Below are 17,492 nucleotides of genomic sequence, written 5' to 3'. Positions count from 1 at the left end.
GTGGTGCTCCTGGCGTGACGGGGAGAACTATTCGGGGGTGGCTTCGAGCGCGTGCGCGACCATCGCGAGCAGGCTCTCGACGACGCTGTACCGCTTGCGCGCGTCCATGATCACGACGGGCACGTGCGGGGGCACGGTCAGGGCCTCCCTGACGTCGTCCGCCTCGAACAGCTCGGTGCCCTCGAAGTGGTTGACGGCCACGATGTACGGCAGTCCGCAGCTCTCGAAGTAGTCCAGGGCCGGGAAGCAGTCCGTGAGCCGCCGGGTGTCGGCGAGCACGATCGCCCCGATCGCCCCGCGCACCAGGTCGTCCCACATGAACCAGAAGCGCTGCTGCCCCGGCGTACCGAAGACGTACAGCACCAGGTCGTTGTCGAGCGTGATCCGGCCGAAGTCCATCGCCACCGTGGTGGTGATCTTGTCCGGGGTGGCGGTGAGGTCGTCGGTGTCCTCGCTCGCCCGGGTCATCAGCGCCTCGGTCTGGAGCGGGGTGATCTCCGAGACCGCGCGGACGAAGGTGGTCTTGCCGACACCGAAGCCGCCCGCGACGACGATCTTCGTCGCGATCGGGGCACGGGTGTGGTCGAGCTGCCAGTCCCGCGCGCCGTCCTCGGGGTCCGGGCCGGCGGTATCCCGTCGGAACAGATCGGTGTCGGGCGCCTGGGGCTGCGCGGGAATGCCCGCCACCGCCGGAGCATCGGAGACGGCGGAGGCGTCAGAGACGACGGAGTCCACTCAGCACCCTTTCGAGGAGCGCGCGGTCGGGCTGGCCGGTGCCGTGACCGGTCCCGTACACACGGATCTTTCCCTGGTCGGCCAGGTCGCTGAGGAGCACCCGGACGACCCCCAACGGCATCTTCAACAGCGCCGAGATCTCCGCCACCGTCCGCATCCGGCGGCAGATCTCGACGATGGCCCGCATCTCCGGCATCAGACCGCGGGCGCCGGGCCCGCCGTCCGTCAGGACCTTGCGCACGGCGGGCGCTTCGAGCGCCGCCACGAAGGTCTCGACGAGCAGGACGTGGCCGAAGCGGGTACGACCGCCGGTCAGCGAGTACGGGCGCACGCGCGCGGGGCGGCGCCCGTCTCCCCGTACCGGCAGCCGGTGGGCGTGGGGCCCGGGGTAGGCCGACGAAACTGACGTCACTGGGTGCTCTCCATCGATTTGCGCAGCTCGCTGCGGACTTCGGGGGTGAGTACGTGACCGGCGCGGCCCACGAAGAGCGCCATGTGGTAGGCGACGACGCTCATGTCGCAGTCGGGCGTGGCGTGCACGCCGAGCAGCGAGCCGTCGCTGATCGACATCACGAAGACGCTGCCCTCCTCCATCGCCACCATGGTCTGCTTGACCCCGCCACCGTCCATCAGCCGGGCGGCGCCGATGGTCAGGCTGCCGATGCCGGAGACGATGGTGGCCAGATCGGCGCTGGAGCCGCGCGGCCCGTCGGGACGGCCGGCTTCGGCGGCGGCCGTCGTGCTCTGCTGGGCGGCCGGGTCCGACGAGAGCAGCATCAGGCCGTCGGAGGAGACGACGGCGACCGAGTGGACCCCGGGCACCTCCTCCACCAGATTCCCCAGCAGCCATTGCAGGTTGCGGGCTTCCGTGCTCAGTCCGAACGTTCCCGTCGCAGTCAACTGCGTGCCTCCTCGACTGTGTCCCCCGTCATCTCCTCTGTACGTGCAGTCCTTACGGCTTCCGTGCCCGCCGTGTCCATCTCGGCCTCCACGTCGCGGCGCCCTGCCTTGGCGCCCTGGTGGAAGCCGCCGAGCCGGCGGCGCAGGGCCTCCGCGTCCACGCCGCCCTGACGGGGCGTGGTGGCGGCGCCGGCCGGGCGGACCACCTGCGGGGTGCGCTTGGGCAGGCCCTTGTCGGTGACCCGCTCCCCCCGCGGGCCGCGCGGCCCGGGAACCGGCTGGTCGGTGACCGGCTCCGGGTCGGAGGGCGCCGGGGGCCCGGTGGGTCCGGTGCCGGTGCGTACCGGCTCCGCGGGTACGGGCTCCGCCGGTGCGGGCCCGGTGTGCGGCGCGGGGTCGGCGGCCACGTCGGCGGCGCGCTCGTGGGCGTCCGGCTCCGGCGGCGGGTCGGGCAGCCGGACCTGGAGCGTGGTCTCGGAGACGGACTCGCGGGGGGCGCCGGGCTCGTCGTGGGGCGCGTCGGGAACGGGCTCCTCGTACGCGGGTTCGGGGGCGTACGCGGGCGTCGCCGCGTCGTACGCGGGCTCGAACGGCGTCCCCGGCCCCGGCTCCACCGGCGCGGCCGGCTCCGGCTCGTGCCGCTCCTTCGCCGCGTTCACCTCGGCCGCCAGGAACGCCCGCTCGGCCGCCTCGACGAGGGGGTCGCGGTTCCGGGACTGCAGGGTGTTGGAGTTCGCCTCCGCGGCCGAACCGGGCAGCTGGAGCGCGGGCGGCGCGCCCGCCACCCGTACCGGCTCCGTCACGGCGGCCGGCGGGGCGGTGGGGAGCAGCGGCCGGGGCAGGACCACGACGGCCGCCGTACCGCCCGGCTGCTGCTCGCGCAGCTCGACGCGGACGCCGTGGCGGGCGGCGAGCAGCGCCGTCACCCGCATGCCGAGGCCCTCGCCCTCGAAGGCGGCCGGGTCGGCCTCGGCCAGGCGCGCGTTCAGCTCGGCGAGCCGGGAGGAGGTCATGCCGATGCCCGCGTCCTGCACGGAGAGCATCACCTCACCGGACTCCAGGAGCCAGCCGGAGAGCTGGACCTCGGCGTCGGGCGGCGAGAAGGAGGTCGCGTTCTCCAGGAGTTCCGCGATCAGGTGGCTCAGGTCGTCCGCGGCGAAGCCGGCGATCTGGGCGTGCGGCGGCAGGGACTGGATGGTGACCCGCTCGTACCGCTCGATCTCGCTGACGGCGGCGCGCAGCACGTCGACGAGCGGGACGGGCCCGGCGTGGCCGTGGACGTGCTCGTGTCCGGCGAGGACCAGCAGGTTCTCGCTGTGTCGGCGCATGACGGTCGCCATGTGGTCGAGCTTGAAGAGGGTCGCGAGGCGGTCCGGGTCCTGCTCGCGCTCCTCCAGCTTCTCGATGACGCCGAGCTGCCGCTCGACGAGCCCGAGGCTGCGCAGCGAGAGGTTGACGAAGGTGTGGTGGACGGTGCTCCTGAGCCGTTCGAGGTCGGCGGTCAGAAGGGCGACCTGGCCCTGCAGTTCGGCGCGCTGGGTGGCCAGCTCGGCGCCGAGGGCCTCCTTGGCCGCGGTCAGGTCGGCCTGTCCGTCGCTGAGGCGCTCGCTGTGGACGGCGAGGCCGGAGAGCTTGCCGTGCAGGGTGTTCAGGGAGCGGACGACCTGCGCGAACTCGTCGTTGCGGCCGGTGAAGCGGATCGGCTCCTCGGCCTGCGGGGCGGGGGCGCCGGCGAGCCGGGCCGCGCCGATGCGGAGGACGGCGAGCGGCCGGGTGAGGGTGCGGGCGACGTACGTGGAGATGCCGATCGCGACCAGCAGACAGCCGCCGAGGAAGGCGATGCGCAGTTCGAGGGCGGTGACGTCGTCGTCGCGGAGGGCGCCGAGGCGCTCGACCCGCTCGGCGGCGAGCGCGGACTCGACGCCGCGCATCTGCTCGATACGGGCGGAGAGCGCGGCCTCCAGGCCGGCCGGGTCGGTCTCGCGCTCGGTCTCCGTCAGCCGGGGCTGGTCGGTGAGGGAGGCCAGCGAGCGCTCGGCGCTCTTGACGTCGGGGCCCGCGACGGTCGCCGCGAAGGAGTCACGGGCGGCGGAGCCGGCGGCCTGGTCGAAGTCGCCGAGGGCGGCGAGTTCGCGGACCCGGGCCTGCTGGGCGGCGGCCGTGAGGTTGTCGCGGGCCCGGTCGGCCTCGGCGGCGCCCGCGGGCACGTCGGGGACGTAGGTGCCGGTCTCGGGGTCGTAGCTGACCTCGCCGGTGGGCTCGGGCTGCGGCACGGCGAGCGCGGCGAGGAGCAGCCCGCGGGCGGCGGAGGCCTGCTCGACGGCGCGGCCGAGGGCCGCGGGGGCGCGGGTGGCCTCGGTGAGCGCGGTGTCGGCGGCGCGGGCCGGGGTCTGGTCGGCCAGTTCGTCGGCGAGGACCTGGAGCTTGCCGATGACCTGGGTGTAGGCCCGGTGCGCTTCCAGGGCCGTGCCCTTGCCGGTGAGGGCGGTGCGGCGGACGGAGGGGATCCCGGCGAGGTCGCGGCGGAGTTCGACGGAGGCGGCGGGCCGGATCTCGTCGATCTGGCGGTCGACCCGGGTGGACCGGGTGCTGGTGATCTGCCGCTTGTCCTTGGTGTCGCCGGTCTGGTTGTCACGGCCCGCGGCGATGTACGCGACGACCTCGTCGCGCTCGTCGGCGAGGGAGTGGGCCAGGGTGACGGCCTGCCGGTCGAGTTCGGCGAGGGTGACCAGGCTCTGGGCGTCGTTGAGCTGGGCGGAGGAGGTGAGGATCGCGGGGGCTCCGGCGACGAGGACCGTGATGCCCACGAGGGCGACACCGGCGACCAGCCGGTTGCGGACGCGCTTGGCGCGGCCGGCGGGAGGCTGGGACCGCGCGGGGTCCTGGGGCTGCGTCTGCGCGGGGGGTGCCGTGGCGGTGCCCTCCGCGGTCGGCGCTGCACCGGGGGTCTGGCTCCGCGTGCCGTTCTTGCTCCGAGGCCGCTTCATCTGCACCGGTGCTCGCATTCTTGACTCGTCCGCCCACAAAGCAGAGGTGACGGCCGGTCACATGGAGCGCCCCCACCCCTGGTACGGCTTCCGACCATTCCAGCGCTTCTGGGAAGGGGGCGCGCATCGGCCGCTCCGCCACCCGAACGAGTGAACAACACTCATGAGTTGGCGAACAACTTCTCCGGGTGGCGCGCCGGGGCCCGGAAAGCCCTCGGTTGGATCTTCCGGGCGGGCTTTGGCAGGATGCCCGCCCGCAGCTCCGCGGAGGTGGCTGTTCCGCCTCTCCCGCCGCCCTCCGCGGGTTGGTACAGGCCATTTCCGGTCATTTGCAGGTCCGGTGAAGGAGTGTGCGGGGCCGGGCACACTGGTCGTCATGCGCAGCGATGTCGCCTCCCTCCCCGGCAGCCCCGAACGCCCCAACGAGGACTGGGTGGCCACCGCCCTGCCCGCTTCGGGCGGCGGGGGAACCGTCGTCCTCCTCGACGGCGTCACACCACCCGCCGGTGATGACGGTTGTGTGCACACCGTGCCGTGGTTCACCGCGCGGCTCGGCGGGGCTTTGACCGAACTGTCCGCTTCCCGGCCGGACATGTCCCTGTCCGAGATCCTGTCGCGGGCAATCCGGCGCACCGCGGAAGCCCACCGGGACACCTGTGACCTTTCTCACGTACGTACCCCTCAGGCAACCGTGGTGCTCGCCCGCTGGGGCGACACCTCGGTCGAACACCTCGTCCTCTCCGACTCCGTCCTCCTCCTGGAGTCGCCGGAGGGGGCGGTGCGGGCCGTGCTCGACGACCGGCTCGACCGGGTACCGGACGAGATCCTGCGCTCCCTCGCGGCGACGGACCGGCTGCGGAACCGGGAGGGCGGCTTCTTCACGGCGGCGGCCGACCCGGCGGTGGCGGAGCGGGCGGTGACGGGGACGAGCCCGCGCGCGGAGGTGCGGTCCCTGGCCGCGCTGACGGACGGGGCGAGCCGCTGGGTGGAGCTGTTCGCCGAGGGCGACTGGGCGGAGTGCCACGGCGTCCTGCGCAAGGAGGGCGCGCTCGGTCTGCTCCAGCGGGTACGGACCCTGGAGGCGGCGGACGAGAGGGCGGGCGGGATACGCCGCTGGAAGCTGCACGACGACGCGACGGCCGCGTTCCTGGAGCTCGGCCCGGTCAGCCTTCCGCGCGCACGTTGAAGTGGTTCAGGAGGCGGGCGAGTTCGGCGACCTCGGCGCGGTCCCAGTCGGCGAGCTTGCGGACGTAGCGCTCGCGCCGGGCGTCGCGGACGCGCCGGAAGCGGTTCCGCCCCTCCTCGGTGAGACGGACGAGCGAGGCGCGGCCGTCGGCGGGGTCGGGGTCGCGGGCGACGAGCCCGAGGTCCTCCAGGGCGCGCAGCTGCCGGCTCATGGTGGCCTTGCCGACCCCGAAGTATCCGGCGAGTTCGGTGGCCCGCTGGGGGCCGGCGTCGTCGAGCCGGACGAAGAGGCCGTAGGCGGCGGGCTCCAGCTCGGGGTGGACCTCGCGGGCCATCTCGCCGGACTGGGCGCGGGCGCGGCGCAGGAAGACCGCCAGTTCGCGTTCGAGCGCGAGGAACTCCCGGTCGACCGCGACGGGCGGGGCGGCCCGGCCCGTACCGCTCGCGGACGGGGTGTCCCCGCGCCCGCTTCCCGTACCGCTCGCGGACGGGGTGTCCCCGCGCCCGCTTCCCGTACCGCTCACGGACGGGGTGTCCCGGTGTTCGCTTCCCGTACCGCTTCCGTGCACGTCAGCACCTCTCAGGAGTTCTCTCACGGCCCGCCGACGGCTTTCCGGCCGTTGAAAGTTTCTTCCGGCCGAGGCCATCGCCGCAGCTCCTTCAGAGTTTCGCAGGAGTAGACCAACGGCGGCGTCCGGGCCCCCTTCCGCCGGCCGGGTCTACGTGCGTAGCGTCGTCCCCGGCGTCATCGCTGACATGTCCACACCAGGCCTGTCGACATCGCTCCCCCACCGATCCTTTCGGAGGCACGCAATGCGTGTGCACAGATCCGGAACGACCCTCGCCGGTGCCGCGCTCGCGGCCCTGGCCCTCCTCCTCCCCCTCGCCGGATCCGCCGGTGCCGCCCAGGACCCGGGCGTCCGGCAGGTTCCCGCGCGGGGCTCCGCCAGCATGGGCATGGGCGTCCTCGCCCACGACGGGCGCGACGGCGCACCCGGCGGCGGCTCCGGCCGGGCCGCGCAGACGGAAGGCGTGGACGTCTCCAGCCACCAGGGGAACGTCGCCTGGGCCACGCTGTGGAACAGCGGCGTCAGGTGGGCCTACGTGAAGGCGACGGAGGGCACGTACTACAAGAACACCTCCTTCGCCCAGCAGTACAACGGCTCGTACAACGTGGGCATGATCCGGGGCACGTACCACTTCGCCACCCCGGACACGACGACCGGCGCGGCCCAGGCGGACTACTTCGTCAACAACGGCGGCGGCTGGTCGCCGGACGGGCGGACCCTGCCGGGGGTGCTGGACATCGAGTGGAACCCGTACGGCGCGACCTGCTACGGCAAGACCCAGGCCGGGATGGTGACCTGGATCCGCGACTTCCTGAACCGGTACAAGGCCCGGACCGGCCGGGACGCCGTCATCTACACGGCGACCAGCTGGTGGACCCAGTGCACCGGCAACTACGCCGGCTTCGCCGCGACCAACCCGCTGTGGGTCGCGCGGTACGCCGCCACCGTGGGCGAACTCCCGGCCGGCTGGCAGTACTACACGATGTGGCAGTACACGTCCTCCGGTCCCACGGTCGGCGACCACAACCACTTCAACGGCGATCTCTCGCGGGTGCAGGCGCTCGCGAACGGCTGACGCGCGTCTCACGAAGCGGCCCCCGGGTGTGCGGCACCCCGGGGGCCGCTTCGGCTTTTCCGGCCGACCCCCTTGCCTATTGGTATGGACCAATGCGACGCTCTACGCCGATCGCCCGGTATTCAACTTCCCGGCGCTCAGCGCGCGTTGCTCGTTCCGTCCTCCCCCACGCACGAGAGAGAGCCCCCGCATGCAGTCCTCCCGCCGTACCGCCACCGGCGTGGCCGCCCTGTCCGCCGCCGCCGCACTCGTCAGCCTCACCCCCACCACCGCGAGCGCCCACGGTGCCGTCTTCAACCCCGTCAGCCGGGTGGCCGCCTGTTACGCCGAGGGCCCCGAGACGCCCAGGTCACAGGTGTGCAAGGACCTCGTCGCCGACTCCGGCACCCAGCCGCTCTACGACTGGAACGAGGTCAACATCGCCAACGCCGCGGGCCGGCACCAGGCGGTCATCCCGGACGGCAAGCTCTGCTCGGCGAACCGCGAGAAGTACCGGGCCCTCGACTGGGCGCGCACCGACTGGCCGGCGACCGCCGTCGCCGCCGGCTCCTTCGACTTCAAGGTCCGGGTGACCGCCGCCCACGCCGGCACCATGACCGTCTACATCACCAAGCCGGGCTTCGACCCCACGCAGCCCCTCAAGTGGTCGGACCTGGACGCGACCCCCGTCGCCGTCCACAACACCTCCCGCACCGCCACCGACGGCTTCTACAACTTCACGGGCACCCTCCCCGCCCGCACCGGCCGCCACATCGTCTACAAGGTGTGGCAGCGCAACGACAGCCCCGAGGCCTTCTACAGCTGCTCGGACGTCACCTTCGGCGCCGCGGCCGCGCCCGCGCAGGCCAAGGCCCCGACCGAGGCGAAGATCGCTGCGGGCGCGTCCCTGTCCACCGTGAGCCACGCGGGCCACGGCGGCGACGAGCAGGCGCCGGCCCTCTCGGCCGAGACCACGACGACCCCCTCCTCGCCGCTCCCCCTCGCCCTGGCGGGCGCGGGCGGCCTCGCCGTCTTCGCGGCGGGCAGCCTCCTCCTGGGCCGCCGCCGGAACACGTCCGCCTCCTAGGAGCCGGATCTCCCGAGCGGGAAGAGGGCGGTGAGCCGGGGCAGCGCCAACCCCTCCGGTCGAGCCCCCTGGGGTTCGCCGTCCTCTTCCCAACCCCGGCCGTCGGCGAGCTCGTCCGCGAGCTCCTCGGCCAGCTCCTCGACGGCGTCGAGGAACTCCTCGCCGTCGTCGTCCTCCTGGCCGGTCAGCTCGTCGTACGCGTCCTGCGCCACATAGTCGAGCTCCTCCCACTCGGGCCACTCGTCGTCGTCCCACTCGTCCTGGTGGCGCCCCACGAGGCCCCGCACCTCGGGCACGTCGGCCAGCGCGTCCGGGTCGGCGACGACCGACTCGTACACCTTCCGCCCCTGGCCCACCAGCCAGAGCGTGAAGTAGTCGAAGCCGTCGTCGGTGCAGCCACCGCCCTCGATCCGGTTCGCCGCCCGCCACAGCGCGTGCGTCGCCGCGGCCTCGCCCGCGTCCTCGAGGCGCACCTGGAACTCCACGCTCTCCGCGGCAGGTCGGCGGAGCAACTCCGTCCGCAGCCACTCCAGCCGCTCGTCCCGGTCACCGGGGCGGCGGCTCAACTCGTCGATGAGAGCCCAGAAGGCGTCTTCGTTCATGCGTACGAGCATGACACCCCTCGCTGACATCCAGGTGACGAATTTCCCCCGGTGCGCCCCTGCTCCCGCCGGACACGGCGGAGCGGGGTGCCCCCGTCCGAGGACACCCCGCTCACCACGGGCCCGTTACGCCGCCACGCCCACCGGCACCGCCGCCGGGGCCAGCGCGATCTCCAGCACCTGACGGACGTCCGTCACCGGGTGGACCTCCAGCTTCTCCAGGATCTCGGCCGGGACGTCGTCCAGGTCGGCCTCGTTCCGCTTGGGGATCACGACCGTCGTGATGCCCGCCCGGTGCGCGGCGAGCAGCTTCTGCTTGACGCCGCCGATCGGGAGGACCCGGCCGGTGAGGGAGACCTCGCCGGTCATGGCCACGTCCGTGCGGACGAGCCGGCCGCTCAGCAGCGAGGCCAGTGCGGTCGTCATGGTGACGCCCGCGCTCGGGCCGTCCTTGGGGACGGCGCCCGCCGGGAAGTGGATGTGCACGCCGCGGTCCTTCAGACCGGTGACGGGCAGCTCCAGTTCCGCGCCGTGCGAGCGGAGGAAGGAGAGCGCGATCTGCGCCGACTCCTTCATCACGTCGCCCAGCTGACCGGTGAGGGTCAGGCCGGAGGCACCGGTCTCCGGATCGGACAGGGACGCCTCCACGAAGAGGACGTCACCGCCCGCGCCGGTCACCGCGAGCCCGGTGGCGACGCCGGGCACGGCGGTCCGGCGCTCCGCCGGGTCCTGGGCGGACTCCGGTACGTGGTGCGGCCGTCCGATGAGCCCCCGCAGGTCGTCCGGGCCGACCGTGAAGGGCAGCGCGCGGTCGCCGAGTTCGTGCTCGGCCGCGATCTTGCGGAGCAGCCGGGAGAGGGCGCGCTCCAGGGTGCGGACGCCCGCCTCGCGGGTGTACTCACCGGCCAGCCTGCGCAGGCTCGCGTCCTCCAGGACGACCTCGCCGGGCTCCAGGCCCGCGCGCTCCAGCTGCCGGGGCAGCAGGTGGTCGCGGGCGATGACGACCTTCTCGTCCTCCGTGTAGCCGTCGAGCCTGACCAGCTCCATACGGTCGAGGAGAGCCTCGGGGATGGCTTCGAGGACGTTGGCCGTGGCCAGGAAGACGACGTCGGAGAGGTCGAGTTCGACCTCCAGGTAGTGGTCGCGGAAGGTGTGGTTCTGCGCCGGGTCGAGGACTTCGAGGAGGGCCGCCGCGGGGTCGCCGCGGAAGTCGGAGCCGACCTTGTCGATCTCGTCGAGCAGGACCACCGGGTTCATGGACCCGGCCTCCTTGATGGCGCGGACGATCCGGCCGGGGAGGGCGCCGACGTAGGTCCTGCGGTGGCCGCGGATCTCCGCCTCGTCCCGTACGCCGCCGAGGGCGACCCGCACGAACTCGCGTCCCATCGCGTGCGCGACGGACTCGCCGAGGGAGGTCTTGCCGACGCCGGGCGGGCCGACGAGGGCGAGTACGGCTCCGCCGCGGCGGCCGCCGACGACGCCGAGGCCGCGCTCGGCGCGCCTCTTGCGCACGGCCAGGTACTCGGTGATGCGCTCCTTCACGTCGTCCAGGCCCGCGTGCTCGGCGTCGAGGACGGCGCGGGCGCCCCTGATGTCGTACCGGTCCTCGGTCCGCTCGTTCCACGGCAGTTCGAGGACGGTGTCCAGCCAGGTGCGGATCCAGGAGCCCTCGGGGGACTGGTCGCTGGACCGCTCCAGCTTCTCGACCTCCTTGAGGGCGGCCTCGCGGACCTTCTCGGGCAGGTCGGCGGCCTCCACGCGGGCGCGGTAGTCGTCGGACTCGTCGGCCGCGTCCTTGGACTCGCCGTTGAGGTCGCGGAGCTCCTTGCGGACGGCTTCGAGCTGGCGGCGGAGCAGGAACTCGCGCTGCTGCTTGTCGACGCCCTCCTGGACGTCCTTGGCGATGGTCTCGGCGACGTCCTGCTCGGCGAGGTGCTCGCGGAGCTGGGCGGTGGCGAGCCTGAGACGGGCGACCGGGTCGGCGGTCTCCAGGAGCGCGACCTTCTGCTCGACGGTGAGGAAGGGCGAGTAGCCGGAGTTGTCGGCGAGGGCGCCGACGCCGTCGATCTGCTGGACGCGGTCGACGACCTGCCAGGCACCGCGCTTCTTGAGCCAGCTGGTGGCCAGCGCCTTGTACTCCTTGATCAGGTCGGTGACCTGGCCGGGGAGCGGGTCGGGCAGGGTCTCCTCGACGGTGCCGCCCTCGACCCAGAGGGCCGCGCCGGGCCCGGTCGTACCGGCGCCGATGCGCACGCGGCCGATGCCGCGGATCAGGGCCCCGGGGTCGCCGTCGGACAGCCGTCCGACCTGCTCGACGGTGCCGAGGACGCCGGTTCCGGCGTAGGTCCCGTCGACGCGGGGCACGAGCAGCACCCGCGGCTTTCCGGCGCCGGGCCGCGCGGCGGCCTGGGCCGCCTCCACGGCGGCGCGCACCTCGTTGTCGGACAGGTCGAGCGGCACCACCATGCCGGGCAGCACGACCTCGTCGTCGAGCGGCAGCACGGGCAGAGTGAGCGGCACGGACGGCTTGGAGTCAGAAGCCATGATCTCCCCTTCGGCAGTCAAGTTGAGCTATGTGGACTCAATGCATGTGAGCCCGAGGATGTTCCCGACCACCCGTTCGCTCTGAGCGATCACTCTCCCGTCGACCCCGCCCGAACAGATGTAATGACCCTATGGATATCTCGTCTATTACATCGGCGTGGGTGGCGGGCTGGACCCTCTCCCGGGGGACCCCGGCGGCCGTCGCCGAGCCCTGGGGGTACCGGATCGACGTCGGTCTCCCCCGGCACGTCGTGCGGCATGTCCTGCCCGCCCCCGACGCGGACTCCGTCGGCGCGCTCTGCGCCCGCCTCACCGCCCCGTACAGCTGGCTCAAGATCATGGCGGGCCCCGAGGACGCGGCCGCGTGGATCACCGACGGGTGGACCGTCCCCGACGACCCCGGCTTCATGATGGTCAAGCCGCTCGACCCCGGCGCCCGGCCCGTGCCGCCGGAGGGGTACGCCCGGACCACCGAGGTCAGGGACGGTGTGGTCCGGGTCCGGATCCTCGCCCCCGACGGCACCCTGGCCGCGCGCGGCCAGATCGCGCCCACCGGCTCGACCGCCGTCGCCGACCAGATCGAGACCGACCCCGCGCACCGGCGGCGCGGGCTCGGCGCCAACGTCATGCGCACCCTGGAGGCCGCCGCCGCCCAGGCGGGCGCCGGGACCGGGGTGCTCGCCGCGACCACGGACGGGCTCGCGCTGTACGACGCGCTGGGCTGGCGGTACCGGGGGCCGCTCACCGGAATCGTCCGGGACGGCGCCTGACGTACGGCCCCGGGTCCGGCCTCCCCGAGGGAACCCGGCCGTCCGGCTGCGCGCCGGGCCCGTCACCCGGCATGCTCGGTCCATGGTGCGAGGCGTACGGCGGACGTGGTGCGGGGCCCTGCTGCTGGCGGGCGCCCTGGTCGGCGGCGTGAGCGGCTGCGGGCCGGGCGGCGGGCCCGCGCCGGGCGCCACCGGCCCCACCGCCACCGCACCCGGCGCCACCACCGCCCCGGGCACCGCCACCGCCACGCCGGGAACCCCGGGAACCCCGGGAACTCCAGGCACCCCGAGCACCCCGGGCACCCCGTCGGCCGACCCGCAGCCGGGTGAGGTCCTCGTCGAGGTGGTCGTCAGCGGTGGCCTCGCCGGCGTCCGCAACCGGCTCGTCGTCCGCTACGACGGCGGCTGGACCAGCCGCTCCGGAACCGAGCCGCCCCGCACCGGTCGGCAGACCCCCGCCGAGGCCGCCGAGCTCCGGGCCGCCCTGGAGGACCCCGCGTACGCCCGGGTCCCCGAGCGGCCCACCGGCGGACCGGTCGCCGACGGCTTCCAGTACGCCGTGACGTACCGCCACCGCCTCGTCGTCGCGGGCGACGGGGAACGCCCTCCCGCCCTCCGGCGGGTCTTCGCCGCCCTCCCGGAGGGCGGCCCGCCGACGAGCCCCTGAGCGGAGGGACACGCACCCGGGCCGGGCACGCGATCCCGTGGCCGGAACCGGCACACGCGGGCCGTCCCGTGCACGGAGCAGAGACGCGGGCCGTCCCGTGGACGGACCCGGCCCACGCGCGCGATCCCGTGAACCGGACCGGCCCACGCGGGCGATAGAGAGGGCGTGAGACTGTTGCGCCCCGCAGGGGGAGGCCCCTCCGGGGGCGACGAGGACGATGCCGCGCTGCTGCGCGCGGTCGCCCGGGGGAACACCGAGGCGCTCGCCGTGCTGTACGACCGGCACGCCGGCTGGCTGCACGCGCGCCTCGCCCGGCGCTGCCCGGACGAGGAGACCGTACGGGAGGTCCTCCAGGACACCTTCGTCACGGTCTGGCGCTCGGCCGGCGGCCACCGGGGCCGGGGCGAGGCCGGCGGCTGGCTCTGGGTGATCGCCGCCCGGCGGCTGGTCGACGCCCAGCGGGCACGCGCCCGCGTGGAGCGCGCCGCCACCGCCACCCCGGCGGAACCGCCCCCGACCGCGCCCTCCGCCGAGGAACGGGTGCTCGCGGGCCTGGAGTACGGGGAGGTGGGCGCCGCCCTCGACCGGATCTCCCCCGAACTCGCCGAGGTCCTGCGGGCGACCGTCGTCGACGGCCTGACGACCCGCGAGACCGCCCGGCTCCTCGGCATACCCGAGGGCACCGTCAAGACCCGCGCCCTGCGCGCCCGCCGCGAACTGCGCGCGGCTCTCGGGGCGGGCCGCCCCGGGGGACCCCACCCCCTGGGAGGCACCGCATGACGTCCCCCTGGCACGTCACCGAGACCCTGGCGGCCCACTACGCGCGGGGCACGGCCCCCGAGACGGACGCCTGGTCCCTGGAGAAGCACGTCGAGTCCTGCGGCGGCTGCGCGGCCCGCGTCTCGGCCGCCGTCCGCTCCGGCGCGGCGGGCCCCGTCCTCGCGTCCGTCCGCGACGAGCTCCTGACCTCCCTCGGACACCGGCCCGCCCCTGCCGCCGCCCCCGGAGGCGCCCTGCGGCACGCCCCCGTCGCCGGGAGCCCCCCCGGGCGCCGGGCGAGGTTCTGGTGGGCCGTCGGGCCCGCGCTGCGCGGGTCCTGGGTGGTGGCCGTGCTCCTCGTCGTCGGCGGGGCCTTCGCACTCGCCCACGGGGCCGGCTTCCGGGGGGCGCGGAGCCTGCTGCTCGCCGTCTCGCCGCTCCTTCCGCTCGCCGGGGTCGCCGTCTCGTACGGACGGCACGCCGACCCGCTGTACGAGATCACCGCCGCCACCCCGTCCGGCGGACTGCGGCTGCTGCTCACCCGTACCGCCGCCGTCCTCGCCGTGTGCGTGCCGCTGCTGACGGCGGCCGGGGCGCTGCTGCCGCCGGTGGCCGGCTTCCCGGGCGCGGCCGCCTGGCTGCTCCCGGGTCTCGCGCTGACCCTGGGCGCCCTCGCGCTCGGTTCGTTCGTGGGCTGCCGGGCGGCGGCCGCGACGCTCGGCGGGGGCTGGCTGCTCGCCGTCACGGGCCCGCTGCTCGGGCAGCCGGACGCGGGTGCCCCCTCGGGGGCGGCCACGCTCGCCCCGTACTTCTCCGGCCCCGCCGCGCAGGGGGGGTGGGCGGGCGCCGCGCTCGCCTGTGCCGCCCTCCTCGCGCTGCGGCGCCGTTCCTTCGACCACCTGGAGCCCCGGTGAACATCCCGACCGCCGTCGCCGTGACCGGACTGACCGTCCGCCACCGCCGTACCGTCGCCCTCGACCGGCTGGACCTCTCCCTCGGGCCCGGCGTGCACGGCCTGCTCGGCCCGAACGGGGCCGGGAAGACCTCCCTCATCCGGGTCCTCGCGACCGTCGCCGCGCCCTCCTCGGGCCGGGTGGAGCTGCTCGGCGGCGACGCCACGAGCCACCGCGGCCGGACCGGCATCCGGCGCAGGCTCGGCTATCTGCCCCAGGAGTTCGGCTACTACCCGGGCTTCACCGTGCGGGAGTTCGTCGCGTACGTCGCCTGGCTCAAGGAGCTGCCGGCCGACCGGGCCCCGGCGGCCGTGGAGCGCGCGGTGCGGCGGGTCGGGCTCGGCGACCGGATCGACGCGCGGATGAAGACCCTCTCGGGCGGCATGGTCCGGCGCGCCGGGATCGCCCAGGCGATCGTGAACGAACCCGAGCTGCTGCTCCTCGACGAACCGACCGCCGGTCTCGACCCGGAACAGCGGGTCGACTTCCGTTCGCTGCTGAGGGAGTTGGGCACGGAGGCGACGGTCGTGGTCTCCACGCACCTGGTGGAGGACGTGGCCGCCGCGTGCACCGGGGTGGCCCTGATCGAGGCGGGCCGGCTCGCCTTCCAGGGCACGACGGCGGACCTCACCTCGCTGGGCGGGGAGTCCACCGGCGCGGACGACTCCACGACGCACGCCGTCGAGCGCGGCTACACGGCCGCCCTGCGCGCCCACCGGTCGCCCGCGGAGACGAAGGGGGCGCTCCGATGACCGCCACCCTCACCCCGCCGGGCACCGAGCCGACCGCGCCCGTGCGGGCCCCCTCGCCGCTCCTCACCGAGCTGCGGCGCGGGATCGGCCCGTGGACCGGCGCCGCCGTCGCCCTCACCCTGCTCCTGACGATGTACGGCAAGGCGCCCGGCTGGCAGGCCCGCTGGAGCGACGCCACGAACATGCTGCACGTCGCCGCCGGGCTGCTCGGCGGGCCGCTCGCGCTCGCCGCGGGCTGCTGGCAGGGCGGCCGGGACCGGCGGCGGCGGACGTTGGACCTCTGGGAGTCCGTCCCCCGCCCGCCGCTGCGCCGGGTGCTCGTCGCGGCCGCCCCGTCCGCGCTCTGGCCCGCCGCCGGCGTGCTCCTGGCCGACGCCGTCTGTCTCCTCGCGACCTGGCCGTACGTCTCCGGGGGCCGCCCCTTCCTCGAACTCCTCGCCGCCGACGTGGTGGCCGTCGGCGCCCTCGGCGCGCTGGGCCATGTCGTCGGACAGGTGGTCCGCTGGCGGCTCACGGCCCCGCTCCTGGGCATCGTCGGATACGTGGGACTCGCGCTCGCCACGTACACGGAGGGCACCGCCCGCTGGCTGGGCCCCGCCGGTGAGCACCAGTCCTTCTGGGACCGGCCGGTGTGGTGGTTCGCCCCCGTGTCGATGGCGTGGACGGCGGGGCTCGCGCTCGCCGCGCTCCTCGCGTACGGCCTGCGCCCGGCCCGGCTGCGGACGCTCGCCCTGGTTCCGCTGGCCGTGGCGGTCGCCGCCGCCGGCCTGATCCTGCGCCTTCCGGCGGACCAGGGACCGTGGCGCCCGGACCCGGCCCTGGCCCGGCAGGTCTGCGACGACGGCACGCCGCAGGTCTGTCTGACGGTCCTGGACCAGAATCTGCTGCCGGAGGTGTCGGCGGTGCTCGCCCCGCTGAACGCGCGCCTCAGGGGACTGCCCGGCGCCCCGGTCCGCTGGGTGGCCGGTCCGTACGGACCCACCCGCCCCGGCGACATCGAGCTGCCCGACGCCGCCCAGGACGCGACGCGCGGCCGGCTCACCCGCCCCGACCTGTACCTGAACTCGGCCGTGACCTGGCTCTTCTCGGACACGTGCGAGCCGGGCGACGGCACGGGCCCGAACGCGCGCCGGGCGAGCGACATCCACCTCGCGGTCTCCGAGTGGCTGGCCCCGACCCCCGCCGGCTACGGCCCCGACCCCACCGCCGCGCAGCCGTACATCGAGCGGCTCCGCGCCAGGTCCCCGGCCGAGCAGCGCGACTACCTGACCCGCTATCTCGCGGCGAACGGCTGCCACCCGGACGAGGTGCCGGTCCCGTGAGGCTCTATCTGCGCTCCCGCGCGGTGCCCGCCACGCTCGCCGCCCTCGTCGGCACGGCGGTGGTCGCCGCCCTCGCGGCCCGCTGGCTGGTGTCGCTGCCCGCCTTCGACCACACGGCCCGGCTGCCGGTCGTCGTCTTCGGCCCGCTGCTCGCGGTGGCCGCGATCGGCACCGGGCTGCACACGCCGAGCGACGAGCTGGACCGTACGGCGGTCCGCCCGTGGTGGCCCCGGCGCCTCGCCCACCTGCTCGCCGCGACCGCGCTCGCCGTCGGCCTGCTGGCCCTCGCCGTGCCGGGTCACGCGGAGGCCTTCGGGCCGCCCGCCGCCGTACGCAACACGCTGGGGCTCGCGGGGGTGACGGCGGGCGCCGCCGCCCTCGTGGGCGCCCGGCTGAGCTGGCTGCCGCCCGCCTTCGCCGTCGGCGCGGTCTATCTGGCGGCGCCGTCCCGGCCGGGCGGCGCGGCCCAGTGGTGGGCCTGGGTGATGCAGCCGGGTCCGCAGGCCGGGGCGTGGACGGTGGCGGTCGCCGTGTTCGTGGCCGGTTCCGGTCTGTACGTGTGGCGGGGTGGCCGGCGGGTTCCGGCCACCGAGTCCTGATCCACGC

Annotated in this window: 17 protein-coding genes; 10 read left to right on the top strand and 7 right to left on the bottom strand. The window is 74.8% G+C overall.

From position 1 onward, the window contains the following. Positions 1–27: 27 nt before the first annotated feature. From ABT129_RS02380 to ABT129_RS02365, 4 genes are read right to left on the bottom strand one after another with little or no spacing between them, the layout of a single operon-like run. A complete protein-coding gene (locus ABT129_RS02380) occupies positions 28–735 on the bottom strand; it encodes a GTP-binding protein (protein WP_502981625.1) in 708 nt (235 codons plus the stop codon). After that, complete coding sequence (locus ABT129_RS02375) at positions 716–1,147, bottom strand: DUF742 domain-containing protein (protein WP_351895529.1); 432 nt, start codon at positions 1,145–1,147, stop codon at positions 716–718. Before ABT129_RS02375 ends, ABT129_RS02380 begins: the two co-directional genes overlap by 20 nt. Further along, positions 1,144–1,635, bottom strand: a complete 492-nt coding sequence (locus ABT129_RS02370; RefSeq protein ID WP_351895527.1) for a roadblock/LC7 domain-containing protein — start codon at positions 1,633–1,635, stop codon at positions 1,144–1,146. Before ABT129_RS02370 ends, ABT129_RS02375 begins: the two co-directional genes overlap by 4 nt. Then, positions 1,632–4,640, bottom strand: a complete 3,009-nt coding sequence (locus ABT129_RS02365; protein WP_351895525.1) for a sensor histidine kinase — start codon at positions 4,638–4,640, stop codon at positions 1,632–1,634. Before ABT129_RS02365 ends, ABT129_RS02370 begins: the two co-directional genes overlap by 4 nt. A gap of 358 nt (positions 4,641–4,998) precedes the next feature. Here ABT129_RS02365 and ABT129_RS02360 point away from each other — a divergent pair, with 358 nt between their 5' ends. Next, positions 4,999–5,808 carry a hypothetical protein gene (locus ABT129_RS02360; RefSeq protein ID WP_351895522.1) on the top strand — a complete coding sequence of 270 codons (810 nt, stop codon included), beginning with the start codon at positions 4,999–5,001 and terminating at the stop codon, positions 5,806–5,808. Here ABT129_RS02360 and ABT129_RS02355 read toward each other — a convergent pair. After that, positions 5,786–6,391, bottom strand: a complete 606-nt coding sequence (locus tag ABT129_RS02355) for a MarR family winged helix-turn-helix transcriptional regulator (RefSeq protein ID WP_502981636.1) — start codon at positions 6,389–6,391, stop codon at positions 5,786–5,788. The two genes, ABT129_RS02360 and ABT129_RS02355, sit on opposite strands and share 23 nt — an antisense overlap. A gap of 229 nt (positions 6,392–6,620) precedes the next feature. On the opposite strand from ABT129_RS02355, the gene ABT129_RS02350 reads away from it, so the two are divergent. Together ABT129_RS02350 and ABT129_RS02345 are read left to right on the top strand one after the other, a co-directional pair. Further along, complete coding sequence (locus tag ABT129_RS02350) at positions 6,621–7,451, top strand: lysozyme (protein ID WP_351895518.1); 831 nt, start codon at positions 6,621–6,623, stop codon at positions 7,449–7,451. 190 nt (positions 7,452–7,641) lie between these two features. Continuing rightward, on the top strand, positions 7,642–8,517 hold the full coding sequence (locus ABT129_RS02345; protein WP_351895515.1) for a lytic polysaccharide monooxygenase auxiliary activity family 9 protein: 876 nt from the start codon (positions 7,642–7,644) through the stop codon (positions 8,515–8,517). Here the strand turns inward: ABT129_RS02345 and ABT129_RS02340 are convergent. Next, complete coding sequence (locus ABT129_RS02340; protein WP_351895513.1) at positions 8,514–9,119, bottom strand: DUF4240 domain-containing protein; 606 nt, start codon at positions 9,117–9,119, stop codon at positions 8,514–8,516. The two genes, ABT129_RS02345 and ABT129_RS02340, sit on opposite strands and share 4 nt — an antisense overlap. Before the next feature lie 126 nt (positions 9,120–9,245). Next, on the bottom strand, positions 9,246–11,663 hold the full coding sequence (gene lon, locus ABT129_RS02335) for an endopeptidase La (RefSeq protein WP_351895511.1): 2,418 nt from the start codon (positions 11,661–11,663) through the stop codon (positions 9,246–9,248). A 131-nt stretch (positions 11,664–11,794) separates the two neighbouring features. Here lon and ABT129_RS02330 point away from each other — a divergent pair, with 131 nt between their 5' ends. The 7 genes from ABT129_RS02330 to ABT129_RS02300 all read left to right on the top strand — a co-directional run bounded on the left by ABT129_RS02330 (position 11,795) and on the right by ABT129_RS02300 (position 17,485). Next, complete coding sequence (locus tag ABT129_RS02330; RefSeq protein ID WP_351895508.1) at positions 11,795–12,433, top strand: GNAT family N-acetyltransferase; 639 nt, start codon at positions 11,795–11,797, stop codon at positions 12,431–12,433. A gap of 82 nt (positions 12,434–12,515) precedes the next feature. Then, the gene (locus ABT129_RS02325) at positions 12,516–13,100 is read left to right on the top strand and encodes a hypothetical protein (RefSeq protein WP_351895506.1); all 585 of its coding nucleotides are present in this window, start codon (positions 12,516–12,518) and stop codon (positions 13,098–13,100) included. 165 nt (positions 13,101–13,265) lie between these two features. Continuing rightward, on the top strand, positions 13,266–13,880 hold the full coding sequence (locus ABT129_RS02320; RefSeq protein ID WP_351895504.1) for an RNA polymerase sigma factor: 615 nt from the start codon (positions 13,266–13,268) through the stop codon (positions 13,878–13,880). Continuing rightward, positions 13,877–14,773: a zf-HC2 domain-containing protein gene (locus tag ABT129_RS02315; RefSeq protein WP_351895501.1), complete on the top strand. Its 897-nt coding sequence runs from the start codon at positions 13,877–13,879 to the stop codon at positions 14,771–14,773. The genes ABT129_RS02320 and ABT129_RS02315 overlap by 4 nt, the downstream gene beginning before the upstream one ends. Continuing rightward, positions 14,770–15,564, top strand: a complete 795-nt coding sequence (locus ABT129_RS02310; RefSeq protein WP_351895499.1) for an ABC transporter ATP-binding protein — start codon at positions 14,770–14,772, stop codon at positions 15,562–15,564. Before ABT129_RS02315 ends, ABT129_RS02310 begins: the two co-directional genes overlap by 4 nt. After that, complete coding sequence (locus ABT129_RS02305; RefSeq protein WP_351895497.1) at positions 15,561–16,886, top strand: hypothetical protein; 1,326 nt, start codon at positions 15,561–15,563, stop codon at positions 16,884–16,886. Before ABT129_RS02310 ends, ABT129_RS02305 begins: the two co-directional genes overlap by 4 nt. Beyond that, positions 16,883–17,485: a hypothetical protein gene (locus ABT129_RS02300; RefSeq protein ID WP_351895494.1), complete on the top strand. Its 603-nt coding sequence runs from the start codon at positions 16,883–16,885 to the stop codon at positions 17,483–17,485. The genes ABT129_RS02305 and ABT129_RS02300 overlap by 4 nt, the downstream gene beginning before the upstream one ends. Positions 17,486–17,492 lie beyond the last annotated feature (7 nt).

The organism is Streptomyces sp. NPDC002057 (genome assembly GCF_040296665.1).
Lineage (GTDB): Bacteria > Actinomycetota > Actinomycetes > Streptomycetales > Streptomycetaceae > Streptomyces.
The sequence above is the reverse complement of the archived record's forward strand: the minus strand, read 5'-3'. Positions and strand labels throughout refer to the sequence as shown.